The organism is Dactylosporangium sp. NPDC050588 (assembly GCF_040654975.1).
Classification (GTDB): domain Bacteria; phylum Actinomycetota; class Actinomycetes; order Mycobacteriales; family Micromonosporaceae; genus Dactylosporangium; species Dactylosporangium maewongense.
Window position 1 is genome coordinate 26,188 of record NZ_JBFAJA010000058.1, and the last position, 24,267, is coordinate 50,454.

Genomic DNA, 24,267 nt, shown 5'->3' on the forward strand with positions numbered 1-24,267 from the left:
CGTACACCTCGGACAATGACCTCAGTCGCGCAGCACTGCCCGCCATGACGGTGGCAGGTTGCGCCGCACCTCGATCGCGTCGAACACCGACGGCTCGCGCGGTCCCTGCCCGCGCACCCAGGCCGCCATGGCCACGAGTCCGGCCTCAAGGGGCACCTCGCCCTCGTCCAGGCCGAAGCATTTGCGCACCTTGGTGTGGTCGGCGTACGCGTGCCGGACCTCGTTGCGGGCGGGCAGATGCGTGACCCGCAGCGGCACGTCCATCGCGGCGGCGGTCGCGCGGGCGAGGGCGTTGAGCGAGTAGACGCTGTCGCCGCCGATGTTGAACGTCTCGTTGTAGGCGGCCGGGGTGGTCACGGACCGGGCGACGACGGGTGCGACGTCGCTGATGTGGGTGAAGGCGCGGACCTGCTCGCCGTCGCCGAACACGGTGAACGGCTCACCCCGCAGCGCCTGGTTCATGAAGATGCCGATGACGTTGCGGTACCGGTCGCCGATGTTCTGGTATTCGCCGTAGACGTTGTGCGGCCGGAAGATGACGTACGGCAGCCCGAACATGTCGTGGGTGACCCGCAGCTCCTGCTCGACGGCGAGCTTCGCGATGCCGTACGGGTCCTCCGGCGCCGGCACCAGTTCCTCGCTCATCGGCACCTGGTTGCTGCCGTAGACGGCGATCGACGAGGTGAACACGAAGCAGCGGACCGTGCCCGCGTTGACGGCGGCGTTGATGAGGGTGACGCTGCCGAGCACGTTGTTGGTGTAGTTGAACCGCTTGATGAAGTGGCTGAGCCCTTCGGCGGCGTACGCGGCGAAGTGGAACACGTAGTCGAACCCGAACTCGGCGAAGAGCGCGTCGACGACGGCCGGGTCGCAGACGCTGCCGCGCCGGAAGACGGCGCCGTCGGGGACGTTGTACGGCGATCCGCCGCTGAGGTCGTCGAGGACGACGACGCGATGGCCACCGGCGAGCAGGCAACGGGCCACGTTCGCGCCGATGAACCCGGCGCCCCCGGTGACCAGCGACGTCGCTGTCGGCATGGCGCGTCTCCTCACACGCTGGTGGACTGCGTCGCCGCCGGCGCCTGCGCGTCGCCTTTCGCCCGGCCGAGGCGGAACCACCGGTCGGGCGCGGTCAGCACGAGGATGACGAGGACGACGTGGACGGCGATGAAGGCGTACGCCTCGTACTTGGTCGGCGGGTGGCCGAGGAACACCGTCATGTGCGACGCCCAGGTCCACACGTCGGGGATGGTCGCCCACTGCGGGTCGGTGTGGTCGTTGACCGTGAGGAACGCCAGGTCCTCCAGGCCGGAGACCATGATGAGCAGCATCGCGTAGGCGATCCGGCGGGCGTTGCCGGGTGTGCCGCCACCGAGCCGGTACGCGAGGGTGAGCGACATGATGACGATCGGGGTCAGCACGAGAATGTGGTAATAGACGGTCGGGAAATCGTCCAGGTAGAAGAAGATCTTCGGCACGAAGTAGAGGAAGAACACGCAGAACGCGACCGGGATCAGGATCCGCACCAGGTGCAGCCGCCGGGCCAGCTCGACGTCGAGGCGGGCGATCGCCTCCGCGGCGAAGACGAACGGCAGCAGCTTGAACAGGAAGATCGCGAGGGACTTGACCTCGCGGTCGTGCGGCAGGACGAACCACACCACGGCGGCGCTGGCGGCGGCGAGCGCCACCAGGACGAGAAACGCCGCGTTACGGCGGAGGACCTGACTCATCGGCGGTTGCTCCCCGATCGGGTGAGGGACGCGTGGCCCGAACAGCCCGAAGCATACGTGAGCGTCATTGCCGCCACGGAGATGATATTGACATGCGGCAATGATCGAGGGAGCGGGAAAGGGGTGCACGAAAGCGGCTAAGGAGCGTTCAGGTGTGCAAAAGCGGCAGCTGTACCCGCAAATGGGTACCGCGGCCCGCGGGGCTGTCGACCCGGATCGTGCCGCCGAGCGCCTCGACGCGGTCGGCGAGCCCGACGAGCCCCGATCCGCGGCCCGGGTCGGCGCCGCCGACGCCGTCGTCGCGGACCGACACCTCGAGCCGGCCGTCCCGCACCGCCCCGCGCACCTCGATGCGGGTGGCGCGCGCGTGCTTCGCGGCGTTGGCGAGGGCCTCGGCGACCACGTAGTACGCGGCGACCTCGACCGGCCCGGGCAGCCGCTCCGCCAGGTCGAGGTCGACGTCCACAGCGACCACGGACCGCCGGGCGAGCGCCTTCAACGCCGGCTTCAGGCCGCCCTCGGTCAGGATCGCCGGGTGCACGCCCCGCGAGATCTCCCGCACGTCGTCGACGGTCCCGTTGATCCCGTCCACCACCTCCGACAGCTCCTCGCGCAGCTCGGGCTGCCGCGCCGACACGGTGTGCTGGATCCGGCGGACGTCGAGGCCGAGTGACAGCAGCCGCTGCTGGACGCCGTCGTGCAGATCGCGTTCGATGCGCCGGCGGGCCTCGTCGGTGGCGAGCACCACCCGGGTCCGCGACGCGGCGAGGTCGTCGTGGGCCTGGGCGTTGGCGACGGCGGTGCCGATGAGGTCGGTGGCCGCCGTGAGGCGTTCCTCGGCGTCCGGCGGCATCGGCTGGTCTCCCATCGCGAACACCGTGACCGCGCCCCAGAGGCGGCCGGCCACGCTGATCGGGGCGCTGACGGACGCGTGCGCGCCGAGCTCCCGCGCGTGGATGGCGACCAGCGCTGTCGCCCCGTCGAAGGTGCCCATCCGGGCGGTCTGCCCGGTGCGTTGGACGATGCCGGTGGCGGTGTCATCGCCCAGGGACACACGCGCGCCGACCGGCATCTCCGGGTCCGGAGCCCCCCAGGCCGCGACGACGGTCGCGGTGCCGTCGGCCTCGAACCGCACGATCCGCGCCGCGCCCGTGCCGACGAGCCGCCCCAGCTCCTCGACGACCGCCGCCAGCACCTCGCCCGGGGTGCCGCCGTGGGCGACGAGGGTGGCGACCCGCCGCAGCGCCGACTGCGTCCCGACGCTGTGCTCCAGCGCCGCCGCCATCACGTTGAACGACCGCTCCAGCCGGCCGATCTCCGCCTTGCCGGTCTCGGGCATGCGGGTGCCCAGGGCGCCGCCGGCGAGCCGGTCGGCCATCGCGGCGGCCCGGCGGATCGGCTGCACCAGCAGGCGGGTCTGGTAGCCGCCGACGAGCGCGATGGCGAGCGCCGACCCGGCGATGCCCGCGATGATCGCGATCATCTCCCGGTTGGCCGTCGCCGCGGTCTTCGCGTCGCGGGCCCTGATGATGCCCCCCTCCGTCGTCCGCAGGGTGCTGAGGTCGGCGTGGAGCTGGTCGATGCGGCGGTCCCCTTCCAGCAGTACCGGTGCCGCCCTGGCGCCGGCGTCGCCGCGCTGCGCCGCCTCCACCGCGGGGCGCGAGACCTCGTCGGCGAAGCCCATGCTGGTCTGTGCGATCTGCCGCGTCTGCAGCCGCTGGGTGTCGGTGGTGGCGAGCCCCTCGAGGCGCTGGTTCGCCTCGACCAGGGCGGTGTGCGCCGTCTGCCACCTGGCCAGGAACTCCTTGTCGCCCGACAGCGCGTAGGACTCCTGGGCCGCGCGGAGCTCGATGGTGTGCCGGTTGACCTGGTCGGCGGCGGCGAACAGGTCGTGCGAGTGCTGGGACGCCCGGGCCGTCTCCCGGCTCTCGCCGATCGACACCAGCAGCGTCGCGAACGCCCCGCCGACGAACACCACCAGCACGCACGTCGCCAGCACCATCCGGCGGATGAGCCCACCCTTCGCCCCACTCATGCCCACTCCTGCCCCGCTGCGACGCCCTCACTCCATGCCCGCTGCGGTCCCGCTCACGCCTTGGCGGGCCCACCGCGTTTGCGCACGGTCAGATGGGTAGGCCACCGCGGTGACACGGATCGCCGAACCACTCGTCGCCGACGCCAGGGCGCACGGGCTCGCCGGGGACGGGACCACCGACGACCGGCCGGCGCTCGCCGCGCTCGTCGACAGCCTCGGCGCCGCCTACGCCGCGGACGGCCGGCCCCGCACCATCGTCTGCCCGGCTGGGGCGTACGCCATCCACGACGAAGGCATCAGGTGGCGCAGCGGCGTGTCGCTCATCGGTGCGGGGCCGGGCGCCACCCGGTTCCTGCTGGCCAACCCGTCCCGGCCGGCGGGGCCGACCCCGCTCGCCGTCTTCACCACCCGGGAGCACGGCGCGGGCCGCGACAACCACCTCGCCGACTGCACCTTCGCGCACTTCGAGATCGACGGCTCGGGCGTCAGCCTGCCCGCCTACGACGTGGCCGCCAAGGGGCTGTTCCTGCAGTACGTGCTGCGGGGCCGGTTCCACGACCTGTACATCCACGACACCGGCGCGACCGGCTTCGGCTGCGACTTCCTGCAGGACAGCGTCGTGGACGCCGTCCGCGCCGTGCGCTGCGGGCGGCTGAACAACGGCGAGGAGGAGGGCGGCGCCGGCATCGGCATCGGGATCGGCGGCTGGGGCGACACCGAGCGGCTCGCCGTCACCGCGTGCACGACCGTCGGCAACGGCACCAGCGGCATCTTCTTCGAGCTGCAGAAGTGGCACTGGACCCCGCCGCGTGGCATCCGCGTCGTCGGCTGCCACGCGGAAGGCAACCGCTTCGGCATCTCCGACTGGGGCGCCGACGGGCTCGTCGTGTCGGCGTGCACGATGACCGCCAACCATCAGGCGGGCTTCGACGTCTCGGCGCTCGGCACGTCGTCCGTCGCCGGCCGCGGCGGCATCGCCACCGGCTGCGTCATCGACGGCAACGTGTGGGACGGCGTCGCGATCGGCAACACGCCCGGCCCGTACACCGTGGAAGGCAGCCGCATCAGTCGCAACGGCCGCTACGGCTACTGGCAGCACAACCTCGGACCGTCGGTCCGCGGCGTTCCTCCTCTGCCCGGCGACGCCGACCACTCGTGCGCGGACATCACCGTCACCGGCAACGACATCTGGGGCAACGCCCTCGACGGCGTGTTCGTCGACTCCCCCGTCGTGGACGCCTGCATCGCCGGGAACCGGGTCCGCGGCAACGGCCGCCAGGTGTCGCCCGCGTCCACCGGTGGCGGTGCGTCCGTCGTGTACGAGCGGCTGTCGGTGCGCGACGCGTCGGCCGGCTGGGTGCCGGACGGGCACGCCGGCAAGATGATCGCCGCCGGCTCGCAGCGGGCCGTGGTCGTGGCCAACACCGCGACCGAGCTCGTCCTCGCGCCGGTCCGTCCCGGCGCCGCCACCGCCTGGCCGGAGGGCACGCCGCGGGAAGGCACCGCGTACCGGCTGCCGGACGCGCCGCCGGTGCGGGCCGGCATCACCCTCGGGGCCCGCACCGACACGCCGACGATCCGGGACAACCGGGTGTGGGACCGCGGCGGGCACCGGACCCAGACGCACGGCCTGCGCACCACTGCCCACGGCACCTGCATGTCACCCCGCGTCCACGACAACGACCTCGAGGGCAACACCGTCGCCGCGACCGCCTTCACGACCCCGCCCGCGGGTGGCGTCTGGTACCGCAACCTCGGCCTCGACCCGTCGCCTTAAGGCCGGACCCACGCCTCGGCCACACCGCCGCGGATCGTCACCACCCCGTGCTCGAAGTGCTGCACCCCGTCGTCGACGTCGTGCAGCATCGGCCGCTCGGCGGTGACCGGGAAGCCGAGCCTCCGGGCCAGTCCGGCATCGCCTGCCAGCAGGTCCGCCACGACCCTCGACACCGCGACGGCGCCGTGGGCGCTCTTCCAGTAGATCGCCCCGCCCTCGAACGTGGCGTAGCAGCACCACTCCTCGCCCGGGTCCGTCCGGGCGTCGATCTCGCCGGAGGTCGGGAAGCCGAGCCAGCTCGTGGTGCCGTTGATCCCCTCGTACAGCTCGCCGATCCCGCTGTGGACGGCATGGATGCCGTGCTCGCTGACGTAGACGGTGCAGCTGCCGACGCCCTCCTCGGCGGTCCAGCGGTCGAGGATCTCGCTCGGGTAGTCGTACGTGCCCTCGAACCGCTGGAACTCGCCGGTGGTTCCGAAGGGCGACGCCCCTGCCGTCAACCTGACGCCGACCGGGAACCCGAGCGTGCCGGTGACACCACCGCACCGCTCGTGATATTCGTCGATGTCGCGGCTGACGCACACCGCGCCGGTCCGCTCCGACCGGTACACGGTGTCACCCTCGAACCGCTGATGCCGGCCGATGGTGCCAACGCCGGACGGACCCACCGCGGACTCGCCAGAGACCGGGAACCCGAGCCAGCTGCGGGTGCCGCCGACCTGGTCGTAGTACTCCCCGATGCCGCCCCAGACGGCGTGGCTGCCGTGCGCGGCGCTGGAGACCACGACGCCGCCCTGGTAGCGCTGGAGGTACCCAGTCGTCCCGGACCCCTCCGGGACCTCCGCGGGCGTCACCGGCGACAGCGGGAACCCGAGCCGGTCCTCGTGGTGCGCCAGGTACGACTCCGGAATGATCTGCGCGTCGCCCTTCGCGCTCCAGCGGATCTCGCCCTGCTCGTACCGGCGAAGGAAACCATGGGTGTCCCCCGAGGAGACGCGGGCGAAGGGACCCGCTGGGTCGCCGAGCACGGCCGCGTGCACGACGTCGACCTGTTCGATCGCGGCGGCGGCGTCCGGCAGCCCTTCCAGCCAGTCGAACGTGGCGGTCAGCTCGGCGACGACGGGCCGCGAATGGCCCGGGTTCATGGTGCCGAGCAGTGACACCGCCAACGCTTCGTCCCGGTGGAGCAGGACCCACGCCACCTTGGCGGCGGGCGGGACCCGCATCGCGGCGAGCGCCTGCGCCGCTTCGGCCTGCGGCAGCTTGGCGACCAGCTCCGCGGCCGCCGACGCGGACAGCGCCTCCAGCATCGCCGCGTCGATGCGCCGGCCGCCGAACCAGAAGTTCCACTGGACGTTGTGGTTGCCGCTCAGGACGCCCTGACCGCCGGAGAGGTCCGTCATCCGGACAGTGTGCCAGCAGGCCGCGCCGGCGGAGGACCGACGAACGGTTCAACTGGGGGCTTCGATCATCCGCTCGATGACGGCGCCGGCGCCGCCGCGGGCGGCGGCGGTGAAGCCGAGGTTGGACGCGACGAAGTGGCAGCGGGCGGCCGGGGAGGCCATGGCGAGGCGGGTGAGCTGGGCCTGCGCGGCGGGGATCAGGTGGTCGGCCAGGTCGGCGAAGTAGCCGCCGAGCACGACCACCCGCGGGTTGAACAGGTTGACCAGGATCGCGCCGCCGTGGCCGAGCCAGCGGCCGATCCCGGCGACCGCCTCCAGGGCCGCCGGGTCACGGGCGTCGAGCCGGCGGCGCACCTCGGCGATGCGTTCGCGGGGATCGGGGACGGGGCCGTCGCCGAGGCCGTACGCGAACTCGGGCGTGATCCGCCGGACCAGCTCGGCGAGGCCGACCTTGGTCTCCCAGCAGCCGGTCCGGCCACAGCCGCACGGGTCGCCGACGGGCTCGACGGGCAGGTGGCCGATCTCGCCGGAGAACCCGTCGGCGCCGCGCAGCAGCCGGCCGTCGACGATCGCCCCGCCGCCGACGCCGACCGAGCCGGTCAGGTAGACGAGGTCGGCGGTGCCGGCGGCGACCCCCCACGTGTACTCGGCCAGGGCCGCCAGGTTCGCGTCGTTGTCGACCCCCACCTGCAGCGCGGGGTCGAGGCCGGCGGCGAGACGGGACACGACGGGCACGTCGTGCCAGCCGAGGTTCGGCGCCACGACCACCACGCCGCGGGCGACGTCGACCAGGCCGGGGACCGCGACGGTCAGGCCGACCGGGGTCACGCCGTGGTCGGCGAGCTCGGCGATGGTGCGGTCGGCCGCCGCTGCTAGGTCGTCCAGGCACCCCTCGACGTCGCGGCGCCGCGCGTCGAACCCGACCCGACGCTCGACGACGGTCCGGCCGGTGAGGTCGCAGGCGTGGACCGCGAGGTAGTCGACGTTGATCTCGATGCCGACCGCGCCGAGCTCCGGTGACAGCGCCACCACCCGGCCCGGGCGGCCGGCGGTGCCGGAGCGTTCGAGCCCGGTCTCGCGCACCAGCCGCCGGCTGAGCAGCTCCTCCACGAGGCTCGACACGGTCGTCTTGTGCAGCCCGGTGGCCGCGGCGATCGCCGCGCGCGACCTCGGCCCGTTGGCGCGGATGTGGCGCAGCGTCCGGCTCAGGTTGGCGCGGCGCACCGCCAGCTGATCCGTCGTCTCATGCGCCGGCCCCACGCCCCCAAGGTCCATGGCCACCATCGTGCCTCCACGGGCCGCGACCCGGCTCCTCGGGTCGGGCCGGAGCCGCCGGAACGGCACTGTCGGTATAGCGTCTGATCACTCCCAAGATATTGATAGATGTGATTGCGTTCGCGGTGTCCTGTCCACTCCTTTCCGCCAGGAGGAGGGTCCACATGCGCAGGAAGCTTCCCGCCCTGCTCATCGCCCTGGTCACCACGCTCGCCGCCGTCTTCGGCGCCGTCTCGCCCGCCGCCGCGGCGCTGCCCGACGCGGTCGGGTTCGTGCTGTGGAACGGCGCCGCCACCGTCCCGTCGGGCACGTGGCCGGCGGCGACCAGCGTCTCCCCCGGTCCGGTCGGCATCTACACGATCAAGTTCCCCGGTCAGGCCGCCAAGGGCGGCGTCGTGCACGTCACCGCGATCAACTCCGGGCCGCGCTTCTGCCAGGCGGTCAAGTGGGGCCCGTCCGGCACCGACGAGATCGTCGTCGTGCAGTGCTCCCAGCCCGGCGGCGTGCTCGTGGCGACGGCCTTCACCGCCCTGTTCGACAGCAGCTCCGCCCCCATCAGCAGCGCGATCAACGGCCGGTTCGGCTACGTGGACTGGAACGACGCGACCGGCACCATGGTCGACCAGTTCAACTCCTCCGGCGCCGTCAACGGCGTCACCCCGCTCGGCGGCGGCGTCTACGAGGTCAAGCTGCCCGGCCTCAGCACCGCCGGCCCGATCGACGGCAGCCTGCAGGTGACGGCCGTCAACAGCACCCCGGCGCGGTGCAAGGTGCGCAACTGGACGTCGAGCCCCGCCGGCCAGGTCGCGTACGTCGCCTGCTTCACGTCGACCGGCGCGCCGTTCAAGACCCGGTTCACGCTGTCCTACCAGTACAACCAGTCGCTGTGGGGCGCGGGCTGGCCGCCGCGCTACTTCGGCTACCTGTGGTTCCGCCCGCCGGTCGGCCCGCCGTCGACGAACTTCAACTCGCAGGCCGGCTTCGGCGTCAACACGCTCATGAGCGCCGGCGTCGGGCTGTCGCTCGTCACGTTCCCGCGGCTGGTCGGGCTGCCGGACACCGTCCAGGTGACCGCGTCCGGCGGCACGTCGGAGTTCTGCAACCTGCTCGCGCCGTGGGTGCACAGCGCCACGGACACGATCGTGCGCGACGTCGCCTGCTACGACAGCGGCGGCGCCCGGGTGAACACCGGCTTCCTCGTCAGCGCGAACGCGGCGGTGTAACCCCTGGTGCCCGCCCCGGCCGTCGTTCAGGCCACGGGTGGGGCGGGCGCCAGCCCGGTGCAGCGCCGCAGGTCGGTGAAGCGCTTGGTCGCGGCGGCGGCCGATGTACCGGTGAGCGGCTTCGGCTGGCCGGTGCCGGACACGACCGCGGGGACCAGCTCCGCCCCGACCACGTCCCGGCCGCGCACCCGCACCTTGAGCACACCGGTGTCGGCGGACCCCACGTACCAGACGAAGTTGCCGAGCCCGTAGGCGACGTAGGTCCGCCCGAGCCACCCGTCGCCCTGCAGCACGTGCGCGTGCGCCCCGATGATCATGTCGGCGCCGGCCTCGGCGAGCGCGGCGGCGAAGGTCTTCTGGTTGTCGTTCGGGCACGACTCGCGCTCCGTGCCCCAGTGGTTGAACACGACCACGACGTCGGCCCGCTCGCGGGCGGCCTTCACCGCGGCGACGGCCCGCGGCACGTCCCACGCGAGGGCGATCCCGGGCGTCGCGGGCCCGGCCTTCCAGCTCTCCGCGAGGGTGTGGATCTGGCTGAATCCGACGATCGCCACCCGCACCCCACGGGCGGTCAGGATGAGCGGCGCGTAGGCCTCGTCGATCGTCCGCCCGCCCCCGAACACCGGCATACCCTTCGCGGCCGCAGCGTCCAGCGTGTCGGCGAACCCGACCCTGCCGTAGTCGAGCGCGTGGTTGTTCGCGATCGAGACGGCGTCGATCCCGGCTGCCTTGACCGCGTCGTACGCCGTGACGGGCGCCCTGAAGTGGAACTCCTTCGGCTCCGGCGTCCCCCGCGTGGTGACCGCCGTCTCCAGGTTGACCACGGCGAGGTCGGCCGCCGACAGCACCTCGGCCATCGGCCCGACCGCGGTCGCCGGGTCCTTCAACAGCCCGGCGGTCCGCTCGGTGAAGTGCACATCCCCACCGAACGCCAGCGTCAGCTCCACCGGCGCCGCGACCGCCGGCGGCGACCCGGACGGTGACGGCCCAGACGGTGACGGCCCAGACGGTGACGGCCCAGACGGTGACGGGTATGGGGACGGGGCGGTCGCGGGTGGCGGTGCCGCGCTGCACCCGGCGAGCACCAGCGCGGCCACCACGACGACTGCCTTCACGGCGCTCAGCGTACGAGCCCGGCGCTTGTCCGGCCTAGAACGGGTGCGGGTCCAGGAGGCGGTGCAGGAGCCTGCCCTCCTGCACCGCCTTCACCACTGGGTGCTGGTCGCCGAGCGCCGCGTCGAGGTCGGCGAGGACCTGCGGGTCGACGCCCGTGGGTGAGCCGATGAGGGAGGCGTTGGCGCGGGCCCGCAGGGCGTCGGGGTGCCTGACGCCGAGCACGTCGGCGGTCAGGTCGGCAACCCGAGGCGCGAGGGCAGCCGCCTCCTCGACGCGGCCGTTCTCGTGCAGGATCACCGCCAGGTTCGCCTGGGCCGCGAGCAGGAACGGGTGCCGGTCGTGCAGCGCGGCGGAGAGCCCTTCGCAGGCCGCCTCGGCGGCGACCAGCGCGGCGTCGAGGTTGCCGAGCGCCCGCTCGATCGCCGAGAGATTGTTCTCGCACACGAGCGTGTGCGGGTGCTGAGGGCCGAGCGAGCTGGCGTACGCCGCGCGGACCGCGTCGGTCTCCCACCGCGCCTCGGCAGTCTTCTGCAGCGACAGCAGGTTCGTGGCGCGGCTCAGCCGGCAGGCGAGGGTGTCGGGGTTGTCGGCGCCGAACTGGCGGTCCAGGCTCCGGTAACAGTCGTCCAGGATCGGCTGGGCCTCGTGGGCACGGCCGGCGCTGCGGATGGACACCGCGAGGTTGACCCGGGCGCTGAGCGTCCAGACCGCCTCGTCGCCCCGGAGCTCTCCGTATCCAGCGACGACCTCCAGCAGCAGGCCGATCGACCGGTCGTAGTCGCCGAGCTCGCGCAGGCCCCGGGCGAGCGAGCCCTGCGAGCAGAGGTGGAAGAACGTGCGGCGGCCGAGGACGACCTCGCGGCGCTGCATGGTCTGCTCGTCCTGCTCGCGGGCCAGGGCGAAGTGGCCGGCCAGGCGCAGCGACGAGGCGAGATTGTGCTGCGCCGCGAGCGTCCCGGGGTAGTCCTCACCGTACTCCTGGGACCAGGTCGCGTACGTGGTGCGGTCGCGCTCCAGCGCCTGCCCGTAGTGGCCCAGCGCACGCAGATCGGCGCCGAGACCACTGGCCGTCATGAGCGTGTCGAACGCCGTGTCGCCGAGCAGCTCGGTCTGCTGCCGCAGCGTCTCGGTGTCCAGGTCGCGGGCTTCCCGCACCTGGCCGAGGTCGCGCAGCGCGTTGGCGTGGTTGAACTGCGCGCGCAGCAGCGGCACGAGCAGCCGCTCCCGCTCCGCCGGGTCGGTCAGCGTCGCAAGCCGCTCCCGCCAGGCCTGCTCGATCCGCACGGCGAGATCGTGGCTCTGCATGAACGAGCCGCGGACCCACACGTAGCGGATGCGGTCGACGATCAACTCCAGCACGGCCGGGTCGTCGGACACGAGGGCCGTGTCGAACAGCGACCTGACCGGGGACCCGGGCCCGGCCTCGACCTCCAGGTGCGGCCAGAGCATCCGGTACCGGTCCCAGGTGCCGGCGTTGTCCACGTCGCCCTCGGGGCGCACCTCGGCGAACACCCGCAGGATGTCGCGCTGGGTCGACCCGATCTCCTCCCGCGACATCCGGGCACGCACGACGTTCTGCAGGATCCGGTGCACCTGGATGCGGCGGGCGCTGCTGTCGAGTTTGAACAGTGCCAGCCGGTTGAGCTGCTGGATGAGTCGGGCGGCACCGGGGCGCCGGAGCAGGGTCGCGTCCGCGCGCCGCAGCAGATCCAGCATCGAGTTGTTGTTCAGCAGATCCAGCGCGATGTCTGGGGCGAGCAGCGAGCAGACCTCCAGTAGCCGGTAGGCGCCCGGCGACTCGGCCTGGAGCTGGTCGAGCGACAGCTCCCACACCGCGTCGACGGCGGCGTCGGTCTCACCGGCGGCGATCTGCTCCCGGTACTGCGCCGGAGTCATGCCGCTGGACGCGAGCAGCGCGCCACCGACAGCGACGGCGATGGGCAGATCGCCGAGCAGATTCGCGATCTGGCCCGCCTCGTCGACGGAGATGTCCTTCACCCTGCGGCGCAGGTGCGCGACGCTCTCCTGGCGGGTGAACACCTCGACCGGGAGGGTCTCGGCGCTGTCGCCCCACGTCTGGTTGCGGGTGGTGGCGATGACGTGGCCGTGGCCGCCGGACGGCAGGAAGCTCTCGATGTCGGCGAGCTCGTCGACGTTGTCGAACACGATCAGCCAGCGGGCGTAGTCGGCGGTGCGGCTCAGCGCCTCCAGGACGGCGCGGACGCTCAGCGGCACGTTCTGCTGGCGGGGCAGGCCCATGCGCTCGCCGAGGTCGGCGAATGCGCTGTCGATGAGCACCTTCGGCTCGGCGTTGATCCAGTGGACGAGGTCATAGGCGGCGCCGAAGCGGTGCACGTACTCCAGCGCCACCTGGGTCTTGCCGACGCCGCCGAGCCCGTGCAGCACGACGAGGGCCGGGCTGCCGGGGCGGGCCTGGCGCAGCGCCGCGCGCAGGGCGCTGAGCGTCAGGTGCCGGCCGGTGAACTGCACGTTGGCGAGCGGCGCGTTGGTGACGTCCGGGCCCCTGCCGGGGTAACGCCCGGCGGCGGCGTCCGGCGCGGGCCGGCCGAGCAGGCCGGTGACCTTCTCGACCGCGTCCCTGGCCGACAGCCCGCTGAGGAACACCGAGGAGTCCGCGGCGAGCTCCGGCAGCGGCGTGGTCTCGTCGACGTAGACCGCCAGCGAGCCCTCCGGCAGCGGCAGGCCCGCCTCGAGGTAGGACGACGACACGATCACCATGGACCGCGGCGGCCGGGTCGACCGCTCCGCCTGCGCGGGGTCGAGCACGGTGACGCCGCTCGCGGCGAGCAGCCGCTCGATCCACTCGTGCCACACCTGATCCCGCGGGGCGTGCCGCAGCACGATCTCGGCGCTGCGCACGACCCGCTTGCGCTGGAACCGGTCCCGCCACTGCGTCCGCAGTGTCTCGTCGAGCCGCGGCATGGAGGTGACCTCGCCGTCGGTCACCGCGGCCGTGATGTTCTCGTAGGCGGTGAGCAGCGACGTCTTCGCCCCGTGCCGGTCGCCGAAGGTGGCGAGTGTCTCCTCGTAGGCGTACCAGGCCAGGTAGGGCACCTCGACGTCGAACCAGTAGCGGTCGCGATCCGCGTCGCTGAGCCCGCTGGGGAGGCCGGCGAAGCGCAGCATCGCGTGCGAGCGCCCGGTATCGGCCTTGTCCTTCTCGGCGAGGTCGACCCGCATCGGCACCGGCAACACCCGGATCCTGCGGTTGTGGTACTGCTGGCTGACCGCCCGGGCGACCGACGCGGCACCGTCGATGCCCTGCTCGCTGAGCGTGAAGCAGGCGACGAGGGCGTCGGGCAGGTGGATGGTGCAGATGTCGGCGACGTCGCTCAGGCCGGTGCGGCTGTCGATCAGCGTGTAGTCGTAGTTGCGCTTCATGTCCGCGCGCAGCGCGTCGAAGAGCATGCCGCCGTGGAGCTTGTCGTAGAAGACGTCCCAGTCCAGCGCACCGACGGCCGGCTTGTAGTCCCGGTTCTGCCGGCCGGCGGACAGGAAGTCGATGCTGCCGCCCTCGGCGAAGTCGTACTCGACCGAGAACGCGAACCTCTGGGTGTCGGCGAAGTGCGCCTCCCAGCCGGCCGGCAACTCCCGCGGCTGCTGGGCGTTGACGGCCCCGTTCTCGAACTCGCGGATCATGTCGATCACACCGGCGCGCTGCCGGACCGCGGCCTCGTCCAGGAACGGGTTGAAGAAACGGTGCAGGCCAGGCGACTCCAGGTCCCAGTCCACCACCAGCACACGCTTGCCCGCTCGGCGAGGATCCACGCGACATTGGCCAGCGCCATGGTCCGGCCGGTGCCGCCCTTGAACGAGTAGAAGGTGATCACCTGACCGTTGCGATCCATCATCGACTCGCTCTCAGAAGGTGGCGTCGGACGACTGCTCGACGGCGGTGGGGCGCGAGGATCTCGACGGTGCGTTCTTCAGGTACTGACGGACCGCCTCACTGACGAGTTGCGGCAGGTGGGACACGGGTCGATGAGCAGGACCGCGGTCGCGATCGCGGCGGCTGTCCGGTCGGCCGGTCACGTGGTCCGTGGGGGCCAGCCGTCCAGCGTCGTGCGCACGCCCGCGACGAAGCGCGCGCCCTCACGGGTCAATGTCGCGGTCCGCGCCAGGGTCTCGGCCGCGGCGGCGACCCAGGCGCGGTACCGGTCGAAGTTGGCCGAAGCCTCCGGGCCGGGCCGGCGACGCCACAGATCCGCGATCGCCAGGTGCGCATACAGCCCGTGCAGCGCCCCCTCCAGGGGTCGCGGGTCCCGGCGCCACGGCACAACGACGGTCGTGCGGTCGTCCGGGTCGAACAGGTCGCACACGTCGAACACGGCGCCGAGCTTGACGTGCTGGAGCTCGTGCACGAGCAGCACGGCCGTCTGCGCCCCGCCCGCTTCGGCCAACCCGACCGCCGCGAACGCGTCGCGGTGGGTGGCGCTGCGCAGGGCGCCGCCGGGGTCTGCCCGCAGCGGCACGACGGCGCGCACCCCGGCGCGCAACGCGGGAAGGTACTCGGCTGCCTGCTCGGCGAGCACCGTCCACGCCTCGCTGAGCCGCCCGTCCCATGCGGCGACGTCGGCGTCGCCGAGCCGGCCGGTGACGGCCCAGCCGTGGCAGTCCCGGCCGGGGTCCAGGTCGTCCAGCAGCACGCGCCAGCCGGCGGGTCCGGCGTGCCGTGCCGGCAACCAGCTCGGCCCCGCGGCGGGCCGGTCCTCCAGCCACGACACGGCGACCGGGGCCTGCCCGGACGCCACCACGGTGAAGCCGGCCGGGGTGACCGACAGCGTGGCACCGCCAGGTGCGGGACCGGTCACGGCGCTGCCGAGCCCCGGCAGGTGGACCACGCCGTCGCGGACCGGCACCCACAGCCGCGCGTCCGTGCCGGCACGGACCGCGGCGGCGCCGGCCAGTGCCGCGAGGCGGCCCAGGTCTGGCGGCGGGTCCGTGTCCGGCTGGTGCGACAGCAGCCAGAGCCGCAACCACGGCTGCTGGAGCCCCTGCCTGACGGCGGCCGGAGCCTTCTCGTCCAGCTCGCACAGCAGGGCCCACGCCTCGGCAACCGGCGGCGGCAGCTGCGCCCGCTCCGCCAGGTCCCACAGCAGCGCCCGCACGAACGCCTCTCGCATGTTCATGAGCAGCTGCACGGCGCCCGCCGAGCCAGCGCCACCCGCGAGGTCGTCCAGCAGCTGGTCGAGTGCGGGACCGGATGCCATGATCGCGCCGCCCTCGGCGTTGTCCGGCTGCTGCCGCATCGACAGGACCAACTCCTTCAGGTCGGCGCAGTGCACCGACGGGTTGTCGAAGCCGCTGCCGGACACGGATGTCGCGGCGAGTCCCCGGCGACAGTATGCACCGCGGGGGCCGGGCGGCTCTGCGTGCGTTCGGCCGCAACGCGGATCCGTTTGTCGTATTGCCCCCGGCGAGCGTGGCACTGCCCGGTGCGGCGGGTTCACGAGGAGGCCCGCACCGCCGGTGGGACGGTCCACCACTGGTCGGGGCGATCGACGACCGGGGCGGTGAGGCCGTCGCGGTCGACGCGGGCGAGGCGGAGCAGGAAGGCGGCGATGCCGGCCGAGCCCTGCATCCAGGTGGGGTTCGGCGGCAGTAGCGGCGGGTCCTGGCGGTGCTCGACGAACCGCCAGTGCGCGCCCGCCTCGTCGAACAGCGCGCGCTCCGCCAACGCGTCGGCCATGGTGCGGGCGGCCGCGAGCAGCGAAGCGTCCGAAGTGGACTGGGCGGCGTCGAGGAGGATGTCGCCGACGCCGGCGGTGCCGCAGCAGCGGCCGTCGTTGTCCCAGAAGCCGGGGCGCAGGCGGGCCGGGACGCCCGAGGTGAGGACGGAGTGCAGGCAGCGGCGGCGCAGGTCGCCGACCGGGAAGCCGCCGACCTCGGGGATGCCGGCGAGGGCGAGGGCCGGGAAGAGCTGTGAGGTGCCCGCCGGGCCGTGGCACCAGTTGTACGTGACGGGCTCCACCTCCCGCTGCGACCGCGGGATCGTGTGCTCGACGGCGAACCCGTCGCCGGACAGGTCCGCGATCGCGGCCAGGTGCTCGCCGCCGCGCCGCGCCGCGTCGACGAAGTCGGCCCGGCCCAGCGCCCGGCCGGCCACCGCGAGGGCGGCGGCGACGCCGGCGGTGCCGTGCGAGAAGTTGGGGTTGCTGGAGCGGTACCCCGGCCACATCCGCCAGTCGAGCCCGTGGTCCGTCGGCTCGGCGGCCCGCAGCAGGGCCTCGCCGCCCGTGGTCATGATGGCGTCGGCGAGGTCGCCGCCGGCCCACGCGGCGGCGTGGACGACCCCGGCGGTGCCCATGACGACGTCGGTCAGCGGCGCGCGGCTGCCGGCCCTGATGTCGAACGTCGTCTCCCACCCGTCCGGGGTGCGCAGGTGCGCGAGCCGCTCCAGCGCGATCCGCTCCGAGCCGGGCGCGAGCAGGCGCAGCACGGTGACGTCGCCGGCGAGGCCGTCGTACAGCGACGGCTCGACCCGGTCCGGGACGCCGGCCGTCACGCGCGCGACGATCCCGTCCGCGAGCGCCGCCTCGGCGCCGGTCAGCGGCCGGTGCAGGCGCAGCTCGGCGAGGACGGGCGCCAGCCCGGGCACGCCCGCGTACACCGTCTCGCGGTCGCGGTCCGGCCCGGGCAGCACCGGGCCGTCGTCGTCGGCGCCGACCTGGGCGAGCGTCCACGCCCAGGCCGCCTCGCCGAGCTGCTGGTAGGAGGTCACGTCACACCGCCAGGGAGTCGATGAGGCGATCGAGGACCGCGCCGATGTCCGCGCGGGCCCGCACCGGGTCCTCGGCCTGCGACAGGTAGAGCGCCGCCTCGTCGATGGCGCCGATGAGCACGTGCGACAGCGGCTCCGGTGGCTGCTCGGCGATCCGCCCGACCGAGATCGCGTAGCTGACCAGGCTCTGCACGAGGCCCATGCCGTGCCGGAGGCTGATCTCCCGCCACCGGGCCCAGCCGAGGACCGACGGCGCCTCGATCAGCACGATGCGCTGCACCTCCGGCTCGGCGCACGCGTCCAGCCAGGTCGCCGCGCCGAGGCGCATGAGGGCGATCGGGTCGGTCAGCCCGCTGCCGCCCACCGCGTCGTCGATGCGGCGGGTCAGGTCCGCCTCGACCGCCTCGAACACCGCGGCGAAGAGGTCGGTCTTGTCGGCGAACTGGTGATACATCGCGCCGCGCGTGACGCCGGCGGCGCGGACGATCGCCTCGGTGCCCACGGCGGTGAAGCCGGACGCGGCGAAGAGCGGCCTGGCCGCCTGGATGAGCGCGGCGCGGGTCGCCTCCGAACGCTGTTCCTGGGTTCGGCGATTGCTTTTCATACAGGCAGTACGTATGTTTGTTGTGCCATGCACTGAACATATCGCGAGGAGGCGCCATGCCCGCCGTCGACATCCCGCAGGGGCGCATCGAATACCGCGTGGCCGGCCCGGAGGACAGCGCGCTGCCGCCGGTCGTGCTCGTCCACGGCCTGCTCGTCAACGCCGAGCTGTGGACCCGCACCGCCGACGCGCTCGCCGCCCGCGGCATCCGCAGCTACGCGCCGGACCTGCCGCTCGGGTCGCACCGTGTGCCGTGGCCGCCCGGGACCGACCTCAGCCCGCGGGGCATCGCGGCGCTGCTCGGCGACTTCATCGCCGCGCTCGACCTGACCGGCGTCACGCTCGTCGGCAACGACACCGGCGGCGCGATCTGCCAGTTCCTCATCGACGCCGGGCACGAGCGCATCGGGCGGCTGGTCCTGACCAACTGCGACGCGTTCGACCAGTTCCCCCCGGCGCCCATCGGGCTGCTCGTCAAGGCCGGTCGGCGGCCCGCTCGGCTGCGCATGTTGGCGGCGTCGGTGCGGGCGAAGGCCCTGCGCCACTCCATCGCCGGCTACGGCGGGCTGGCCCGGGACCCCCTCGACGCCGCCCTGACCGCCCGCTGGGTCGCGCCGCTGCGCGCCGACGCGGCGATCCGTCGCGACACCGCCGCGTTCCTGCGCGGCATCTCGCCCGCGGAGCTGCTCGACGTCTCGACCCGGCTGCACACCTTCACGAAGCCGGTCCGCCTCGTCTGGGGCGACGCCGACCTGTTCTTCAAGCTGAGTCTCGCCCGGCGGCTGCGCGACGCGTTCCCCGACGCCGACCTCGTCGAGGTCCCGGGCGGTCGCACGTTCCTGCCCCTCGACGAGCCGGACCGGGTCGCCGCCGAGATCGCCCTCGCCGCCTGACAGCGAGGCGAGCCCGACCGGGTCACGGCCGAGATCGCCCTCGCCGCCTGACAGCGATATGGTGCAGCGATGCATCGCACCGCGCTGGTCACCGGGGCATCGTCGGGCATCGGCAAGGCGACCGCCGCCGCCCTCGCCGCGCGCGGCTACCGCGTCGTCGGCACCAGCCGCCACCCCGCGTCCGTGCAGGACCCTCCCGAAGGCGTCGAGCTCCTGCCGCTCGACCTCGAGGACGACACGTCCATCGAGGCCCTCGCCGCGGCCGCCGGCCAGGTCGACGTGCTGGTCAACAACGCCGGGGAGAGCCAGACCGGCCCGTTCGAGGACCTCCCCGCCGACGCGCTGCGCCGGCTGTTCCAGGTCAACGTCCTCGGGCCCGTCCGGCTCGCCCAGCTGCTCCTGCCCGGCATGCGGGCGCGCCGGCACGGCCGGGTCGTGATGGTCGGGTCGATGCTCGCGTCTTTCCCGCTGGCGTACCGCTCGTCGTACGTCGCGTCCAAGGCCGCCCTGAAAGGCTTCGCGGAGGGGGCGCGGCACGAGTACTCACCGTTCGACGTCTGGCTGACGACCGTCGAGCCCGGCTCGATCAGCACCGGTATCAGCGAGCGCCGCACGAAGTACGTCGCCGACGACTCCCCGCACCGCGCGGACTTCGAGCGGATGCTGGCCGCCCTCGACCGCAACGAGCGCAAGGGCGTGCCGGCCGCGCGGGTCGCCGCCACCATCGTCAAGGCCGTCGAGGCGCCCCGGCCGAAGGCGTTCTACGCCGTCGGCAGCAACGCTCCGGTCGTCTTCCCGCTGCGCCGCCTCATGCCGTCCTCGCTCGTGTCGAAGGCCACCCACCGCCGCCACGACCTGCGCCGTTAGCGCAGCTGCGGCAGCACCTCGAGAGCGAGGCGCTCCACCTGCTCGTCCCGGCCCGGGCCGGGCACCTTCAGGTTGAGCACCGTGAAGCCCATCGCGACGAGCGCCTGCAGCCGGTCCGCCGTGTCGTCGCCGGCCCGCACCTCGACGTTGAGGGCGCAGGTGATGTCCTCGGGCGAGCGACCCGCCCGCTCCGCCGCGGCCAGGACCCGGTCGCGCATCGCGGGGAGCGCCTCCAGGGACGCGTACCCCAGCGACGGCATCCACCCGTCGGCCAGCCGACCCGTCACGTCGAGGGCGCGGGGGCCGAACGTCCCGAGCCAGATCGGGATCCGGCGGTCCGGCTTCGGCTCCATCGGCGCGGCGGCGACGTGATGGATGCGGCCCGTGTACGTCGTGGCGGGGCCGGTCCAGAGGCCACGGATGATCTCGATCGCCTCGGCGAGGCCGTCGACCTTGTCGCGTGGCGACGGCACGTCGATGCCGAACGCGCGGAACTCCTCGTCGGACGAGCCGCCGCCGAGCCCCAGGATCAGCCGGCCGCCGCTGAGCCGGTCGAGCGTCTCGGCCATCTTGGCGACCATGGCGGGCCGCCGGTACGGCACCCCGAGCACCCTGGGCATCACCCCGATCCGCTCGGTGTGCGCCGCCATCCACGCGAGCATCGTCCAGCTCTCGTGGCTCGGATCCGCGCCGCTCGGATGGTCGGACGTGGACACGAAGTCGTACCCGAGCGCCTCGGCGGCGCGCGCCGCCGCGACCGGGTCCACCGCCGTCGACGCGGGCACGTCGACCCCAACCCTGATGCTTGACATGTCATGCACGCTAGCTCGCTTTCGTTTGACACGTCAAGCAGATCGCCTAGGCTTGGCCGCATGACGGAACCGCGCTGGCTCACCGACGCCGAGATGCACACCTGGCGCGGGTACCGGCGCATGCGCGGCCTCCTCGACCTCCAGCTGACCCGCGACCTCGGCGCCGACTCGGGCCTGTCCGACGCCGACTACGACGTGCTGACCGCGGTCTCCGAGGCCCCCGACCGGCGCCTCCCCCTCGGCGAGCTGGCCGCCTCGATCCGCTGGTCGACGAGCCGCCTGTCCCACCAGGTCAGCCGCATGGAGCAGCGCGGCCTGGTCGCCCGCGGCCCCTCCACCGCCGACGGGCGCAGCGCCACCGTCATCCTCACCGACCACGGCTGGGCCACGGTCCAGGCCGCCGCCGTCCACCACGTCGCCTCGGTCCGCCGCCACTTCATCGACGTCCTGGACGAGGCCGACGTCGCCGCGCTGGGCCGCATCGCCGACAAGGTCCTCGCCCACCTCACCGACGCGACGCCGCCCACTCCCCCACGCCGCCGTCGGTCCTCCGGCGGGTCAGTCGCGCAGCCTGCTCCGGAGGGCGGCGAGACGGTCGGGTGACAGGCCGTGGGCGAGCAGGTAGCCCTCGGCACCGCCCCACCGCTCGTCGACGAGGTCCAGCACCGCCTGGATCGACTCGGGCTCGCACTCGCCCGGCGACTCCCAGCACACCGACGAGAACGTGTAGTCGGCGACGATCACGTCGTCGGGCACGGCCGCGACGCGGAGCAGCAGGGCGACGAGCATGCCGGTGCGGTCCTGGCCCGCCTGGCAGTGCACGAGGACCGCGCCGGGCGGGGCATCGGCGACGGCGGCGACCGCGGTGGTGATGCGCCGGGCGTCGCCGGCGATGCGGCAGCGGTACAGCTCGTCGATGCCGGCCAGGTCCCATAGCTCGTCGGCGGGGTCGTCGTCGGGGTCGGTGAACGGGACCAGCCGGTACATCGGGTCCGCGGCCAGGACGTTCGGCCGCAGGAACGCCTCGTCGGCGCTGCGCAGGTCGATGACGCGGGTGACGCCGTGCGCCCGCAGCGCGGCCACGCCGTCGGGAGTGAGCCGGTGCGGCGAGTCGGCGCGCACCACGGCGCCGTGCCGGACCTGACCGCCGTCCGCGGTCGGCAGGCCGCCGAGGTCGCGGGCGTTGCGCAGCCCGGACCACGGCAGCGGGGTGAACCTCATGACGCCAGGCCGATGAGGACGGCCGCGACCAGCACCAGCAGCGCGCCGAGCACGAGGAGCCACCGCCGGCGGGCCCGCTGACGGCGGCGGCGACGCTTCCGTGCCGCCGCCCTGGCCGCGGCTCGCGACGCCCGCCTCGCGACCGGCCGGGCCTCGACCTTGACCGGCGCACCCCCGGGCACCGGCGCACCCCCGGGCACGGGCACGGCCTCCGGCACCGGCACGACATGCGGCACGGGCGCATCGTGCGGCACGGGCGCGGACCCAGGGACGGACGCGGCCCCCGGCACGGGCGCGGCGGCGTCAGACACAGGCGCAACGTCGAGTACAGGCGCAACCTCAGGCACAGGCGCCGGCGAAACCGAAGCCGCGGGCGCAATCTCAGCCGACGGCGCCGGCGAGACCGAGGGCGCCGGCGGGACCGGCGGCGCGGGCGGGACCGGAGCGGGCCGGGGTGCGGGCACGCGGATCGTCTCGGCGTTCGCGCGGGCGATGAGCTTCCCGACGCGGACGCTGGCCGCCCGCAGCCGGGCGGCCCGCTTCGGCGCCAGCTTCCGGCCGGTGATGATGCCGCAGGCCTGGGCGACCGCCACGACGAGGACCGGGTTGCTGATGAGGTCGCGGTGGCCCAGCATCAGCGCCGCGACCATGTTCCGGTCCACCCGCAGCCCCGGCGCAAGCTTGTGGGCGCGGACGACCTCGGCGATGTGCCGGCGGGTGCTCTTCGACCGAGTCCGGCCGCGGGGGCGTTTGCGGGCGCTGCGGTCCGCGGTCCGGGCGGCCTCCGCCACCAGGACGGCGACCAGCGAGTGCACCGCCTCGTCGGCCTCCTGCCAGCGCGGCGTCAGCGCCTCGGTCAATCCGTGGTCTCCCAGTGCGAACCCGTCGATCGGAGCAACTTACCCGGTGGCGGCCGCGGGCCAAACGCGGCGGCCGGAGATCCAGGTCTGGGTGACGCGGGTCGCGGGGTCGAACGGGTCGCCGTCGCAGATCGCCAGGTCGGCGGTCTCCCCCGCGGCGAGGCCGCCGGCGCCCGGCGCGCCGAGGGACGCGGCCGCCGTCACCGTCAGCGCCCGCACCGCCTCCGACGGGGTCAGCGCCTGGGCCGGCTGGATCGGCCGCCGCACCGCGAGCCTGAGGTTGCCGAGCGGGTCGAGCGGCCCTGCCGGGTGGTCGGAGGCGAGGGTCAGCGGCACGCCCGCGTCCAGCAGCGACCGCCCGCCGACGACCGTCAGGAAGCGGTCGGTGCCGCCGTCGACGATCTGCGGGCCGAACGTGGTGAGGAAGCCGGGCTGCACCGTCGCCCACGCCCCGCTCGCCGCGACCAGGTCGACGGCCGCCGGGTCGAGGAGCACCAGGTGGTCGATGACGGCGGCGCCGGCGGGGGCTCCCACGGCGCGCAGGGCGGTCGCGGCCTGCCGCACGGCGAGGTTGCCGAGCGCGTGCATCCGCGGGCGCAGCCCCGCCGACAGGTACGCGGACAGCAGGTCGGCGAGCTCCCGGTCCGAGTACCGCAGGTACTCCAGCCGCAGTGTCCGCCCCTGTACGGAGGTGCGCCGGCGCATCGCGTCGCGCAGCGGGCCCGGGTGCCGGGCGGCGACGGTCTCCTTGACGGCCTGCCAGGTGAGCCGGCCGAGCGCGCGGGCCGGCATGCAGACCGCGCACCGGTCGCCGCCGTCGAGGAACAGCTTCGCCTCGCGCCCGCTCGCCCCGTAGTCGCCGTCCGGCGCGACCGACGGCCCTTCCAGGGGGCTGAGCAGCCCTTCGCCGGCACCGACCGCCCACGACAGCCGCGGCGACGCGGGCGCCGCGAGGCCCAGCATCCGCTCGTGGTGCTGCGGCGGGACGTACGCCTCGTGCGCGTGCGTGATGCCCAGCGACACGCACCGGTCGAGTGCCCGGCGGGTCAGCGCGACCGGGTCGCCGGGGGCGGAGGCGAGCGCGCGGGCGAGGGCCTCGCCGTAGGCCTGCTCCCAGATCTCGCCGGTCGGCCGGCCCCGGCGGTCGAGGCTCACGTCACCGTCCTGGGCCCGCCGCGTGGTGATGCCGAGCGCCCGCATCGCCTGGGAGGAGACGGTGCCGCGGTGGACGTCGACGCCGCTGACCAATATCTGACGGCCGGGCGCGACGGCGTCGAGCTCGGCGGCGGTCGGCAGGCGCCGCTGCGGCCACCGGAACGGCCGGGCGTTCCAAACCAGCAGCCAGGGCGCGTGCGGGTCGGCCGCGGCCGCCGCCCCGATCGCGGCGAGCGCCGCGGGCAGCGACGTCCAGGCGGAGCCGTCGACGCCGAGCGTCTGCCACCCGACAACGGTGGCGTGCAGGTGTGTGTCGACGAACCCGGGCAGAATGTGACACCCTGCGACGTCGATCATGGTGTCCGCCGGCGGGGGCGGTGTGTCGTGCGCGCCGGTGGCGGTGATCCTGTCGCCGGTGACCAGCAGCCAGCCAGGCTGCGGGGTGCAGGTCGGGCCGGCCCAGATCGTCGCTCCGGTCATGAGTGTCCCGGCCATGCGGCAACAATACTTACCCGGATGCGAGTAGGACGGCTCAGGCGCCACGACGGCCGGCA

General features: G+C 73.7%; 19 protein-coding genes. 5 read left to right on the forward strand and 14 right to left on the reverse strand.

All coding sequences use genetic code 11. From position 1 onward, the window contains the following. Positions 1 to 21: 21 nt before the first annotated feature. The 3 genes from AB0I21_RS34900 to AB0I21_RS34910 all read right to left on the reverse strand — a co-directional run bounded on the left by AB0I21_RS34900 (position 22) and on the right by AB0I21_RS34910 (position 3,765). The gene (locus AB0I21_RS34900) at positions 22 to 1,038 is read right to left on the reverse strand and encodes an NAD-dependent epimerase/dehydratase family protein (protein WP_360567604.1); all 1,017 of its coding nucleotides are present in this window, start codon (positions 1,036 to 1,038) and stop codon (positions 22 to 24) included. Positions 1,039 to 1,049: 11 nt separating this feature from the next. Then, a complete protein-coding gene (locus AB0I21_RS34905) occupies positions 1,050 to 1,730 on the reverse strand; it encodes a hypothetical protein (protein WP_360567605.1) in 681 nt (226 codons plus the stop codon). A 148-nt stretch (positions 1,731 to 1,878) separates the two neighbouring features. After that, positions 1,879 to 3,765 carry a histidine kinase gene (locus AB0I21_RS34910; RefSeq protein WP_360567607.1) on the reverse strand — a complete coding sequence of 629 codons (1,887 nt, stop codon included), beginning with the start codon at positions 3,763 to 3,765 and terminating at the stop codon, positions 1,879 to 1,881. A gap of 109 nt (positions 3,766 to 3,874) precedes the next feature. Here AB0I21_RS34910 and AB0I21_RS34915 point away from each other — a divergent pair, with 109 nt between their 5' ends. Continuing rightward, positions 3,875 to 5,542 (forward strand): right-handed parallel beta-helix repeat-containing protein, encoded by a 1,668-nt coding sequence (locus AB0I21_RS34915; protein WP_360567609.1) that lies wholly within the window; start codon positions 3,875 to 3,877, stop codon positions 5,540 to 5,542. On the opposite strand, the gene AB0I21_RS34920 is transcribed toward AB0I21_RS34915, so the two are convergent. Next, the gene (locus tag AB0I21_RS34920) at positions 5,539 to 6,945 is read right to left on the reverse strand and encodes a hypothetical protein (RefSeq protein WP_360567611.1); all 1,407 of its coding nucleotides are present in this window, start codon (positions 6,943 to 6,945) and stop codon (positions 5,539 to 5,541) included. The genes AB0I21_RS34915 and AB0I21_RS34920 overlap by 4 nt on opposite strands. 48 nt (positions 6,946 to 6,993) lie before the next feature. Beyond that, positions 6,994 to 8,220: an ROK family transcriptional regulator gene (locus tag AB0I21_RS34925; protein WP_360567613.1), complete on the reverse strand. Its 1,227-nt coding sequence runs from the start codon at positions 8,218 to 8,220 to the stop codon at positions 6,994 to 6,996. Positions 8,221 to 8,384: 164 nt separating this feature from the next. Between AB0I21_RS34925 and AB0I21_RS34930 the strand changes: the two genes are divergently transcribed. After that, positions 8,385 to 9,443: a hypothetical protein gene (locus AB0I21_RS34930; RefSeq protein ID WP_360567615.1), complete on the forward strand. Its 1,059-nt coding sequence runs from the start codon at positions 8,385 to 8,387 to the stop codon at positions 9,441 to 9,443. A gap of 26 nt (positions 9,444 to 9,469) precedes the next feature. Here AB0I21_RS34930 and AB0I21_RS34935 read toward each other — a convergent pair whose 3' ends face one another. From AB0I21_RS34935 to AB0I21_RS34955, 5 genes are all read right to left on the reverse strand, one after another. Further along, positions 9,470 to 10,558: a CapA family protein gene (locus AB0I21_RS34935; RefSeq protein ID WP_360567617.1), complete on the reverse strand. Its 1,089-nt coding sequence runs from the start codon at positions 10,556 to 10,558 to the stop codon at positions 9,470 to 9,472. Between the two features lie 34 nt (positions 10,559 to 10,592). After that, complete coding sequence (gene fxsT / locus AB0I21_RS34940; protein WP_360567619.1) at positions 10,593 to 14,315, reverse strand: FxSxx-COOH system tetratricopeptide repeat protein; 3,723 nt, start codon at positions 14,313 to 14,315, stop codon at positions 10,593 to 10,595. Between the two features lie 293 nt (positions 14,316 to 14,608). Next, positions 14,609 to 15,895, reverse strand: a complete 1,287-nt coding sequence (locus AB0I21_RS34945) for an HEXXH motif-containing putative peptide modification protein (protein ID WP_360567621.1) — start codon at positions 15,893 to 15,895, stop codon at positions 14,609 to 14,611. Between the two features lie 131 nt (positions 15,896 to 16,026). Beyond that, positions 16,027 to 17,301 carry a lanthionine synthetase LanC family protein gene (locus tag AB0I21_RS34950; RefSeq protein WP_360567623.1) on the reverse strand — a complete coding sequence of 425 codons (1,275 nt, stop codon included), beginning with the start codon at positions 17,299 to 17,301 and terminating at the stop codon, positions 16,027 to 16,029. Position 17,302: 1 nt separating this feature from the next. After that, positions 17,303 to 17,905 carry a TetR/AcrR family transcriptional regulator gene (locus AB0I21_RS34955; RefSeq protein ID WP_360567625.1) on the reverse strand — a complete coding sequence of 201 codons (603 nt, stop codon included), beginning with the start codon at positions 17,903 to 17,905 and terminating at the stop codon, positions 17,303 to 17,305. 56 nt (positions 17,906 to 17,961) lie between these two features. On the opposite strand from AB0I21_RS34955, the gene AB0I21_RS34960 reads away from it, so the two are divergent. Beyond that, positions 17,962 to 18,798 (forward strand): alpha/beta hydrolase, encoded by an 837-nt coding sequence (locus tag AB0I21_RS34960; protein WP_360567627.1) that lies wholly within the window; start codon positions 17,962 to 17,964, stop codon positions 18,796 to 18,798. Positions 18,799 to 18,867: 69 nt separating this feature from the next. Next, a complete protein-coding gene (locus AB0I21_RS34965) occupies positions 18,868 to 19,665 on the forward strand; it encodes an SDR family oxidoreductase (protein WP_360567629.1) in 798 nt (265 codons plus the stop codon). Here the strand turns inward: AB0I21_RS34965 and AB0I21_RS34970 are convergent. Beyond that, positions 19,662 to 20,477 (reverse strand): LLM class flavin-dependent oxidoreductase, encoded by an 816-nt coding sequence (locus AB0I21_RS34970; protein WP_360567631.1) that lies wholly within the window; start codon positions 20,475 to 20,477, stop codon positions 19,662 to 19,664. The two genes, AB0I21_RS34965 and AB0I21_RS34970, sit on opposite strands and share 4 nt — an antisense overlap. 60 nt (positions 20,478 to 20,537) lie before the next feature. Here AB0I21_RS34970 and AB0I21_RS34975 point away from each other — a divergent pair, with 60 nt between their 5' ends. Beyond that, entirely contained in the window at positions 20,538 to 21,080 is a 543-nt protein-coding gene (locus AB0I21_RS34975; RefSeq protein WP_360567633.1) for a MarR family winged helix-turn-helix transcriptional regulator, read from the forward strand. Here AB0I21_RS34975 and AB0I21_RS34980 read toward each other — a convergent pair. Genes AB0I21_RS34980 through AB0I21_RS34990 form a run of 3 tightly spaced genes read right to left on the reverse strand, consistent with a single transcriptional unit; the run spans position 21,036 to position 24,208 of the window. Then, entirely contained in the window at positions 21,036 to 21,698 is a 663-nt protein-coding gene (locus AB0I21_RS34980) for a tyrosine-protein phosphatase (protein WP_360567635.1), read from the reverse strand. The genes AB0I21_RS34975 and AB0I21_RS34980 overlap by 45 nt on opposite strands. Further along, positions 21,695 to 22,558, reverse strand: coding sequence for a hypothetical protein (locus AB0I21_RS34985; RefSeq protein ID WP_360567637.1), 864 nt, complete (start codon positions 22,556 to 22,558; stop codon positions 21,695 to 21,697). The genes AB0I21_RS34980 and AB0I21_RS34985 overlap by 4 nt, the downstream gene beginning before the upstream one ends. 39 nt (positions 22,559 to 22,597) lie before the next feature. Continuing rightward, a complete protein-coding gene (locus AB0I21_RS34990; RefSeq protein ID WP_360567639.1) occupies positions 22,598 to 24,208 on the reverse strand; it encodes an amidohydrolase family protein in 1,611 nt (536 codons plus the stop codon). Positions 24,209 to 24,267: the final 59 nt, after the last annotated feature.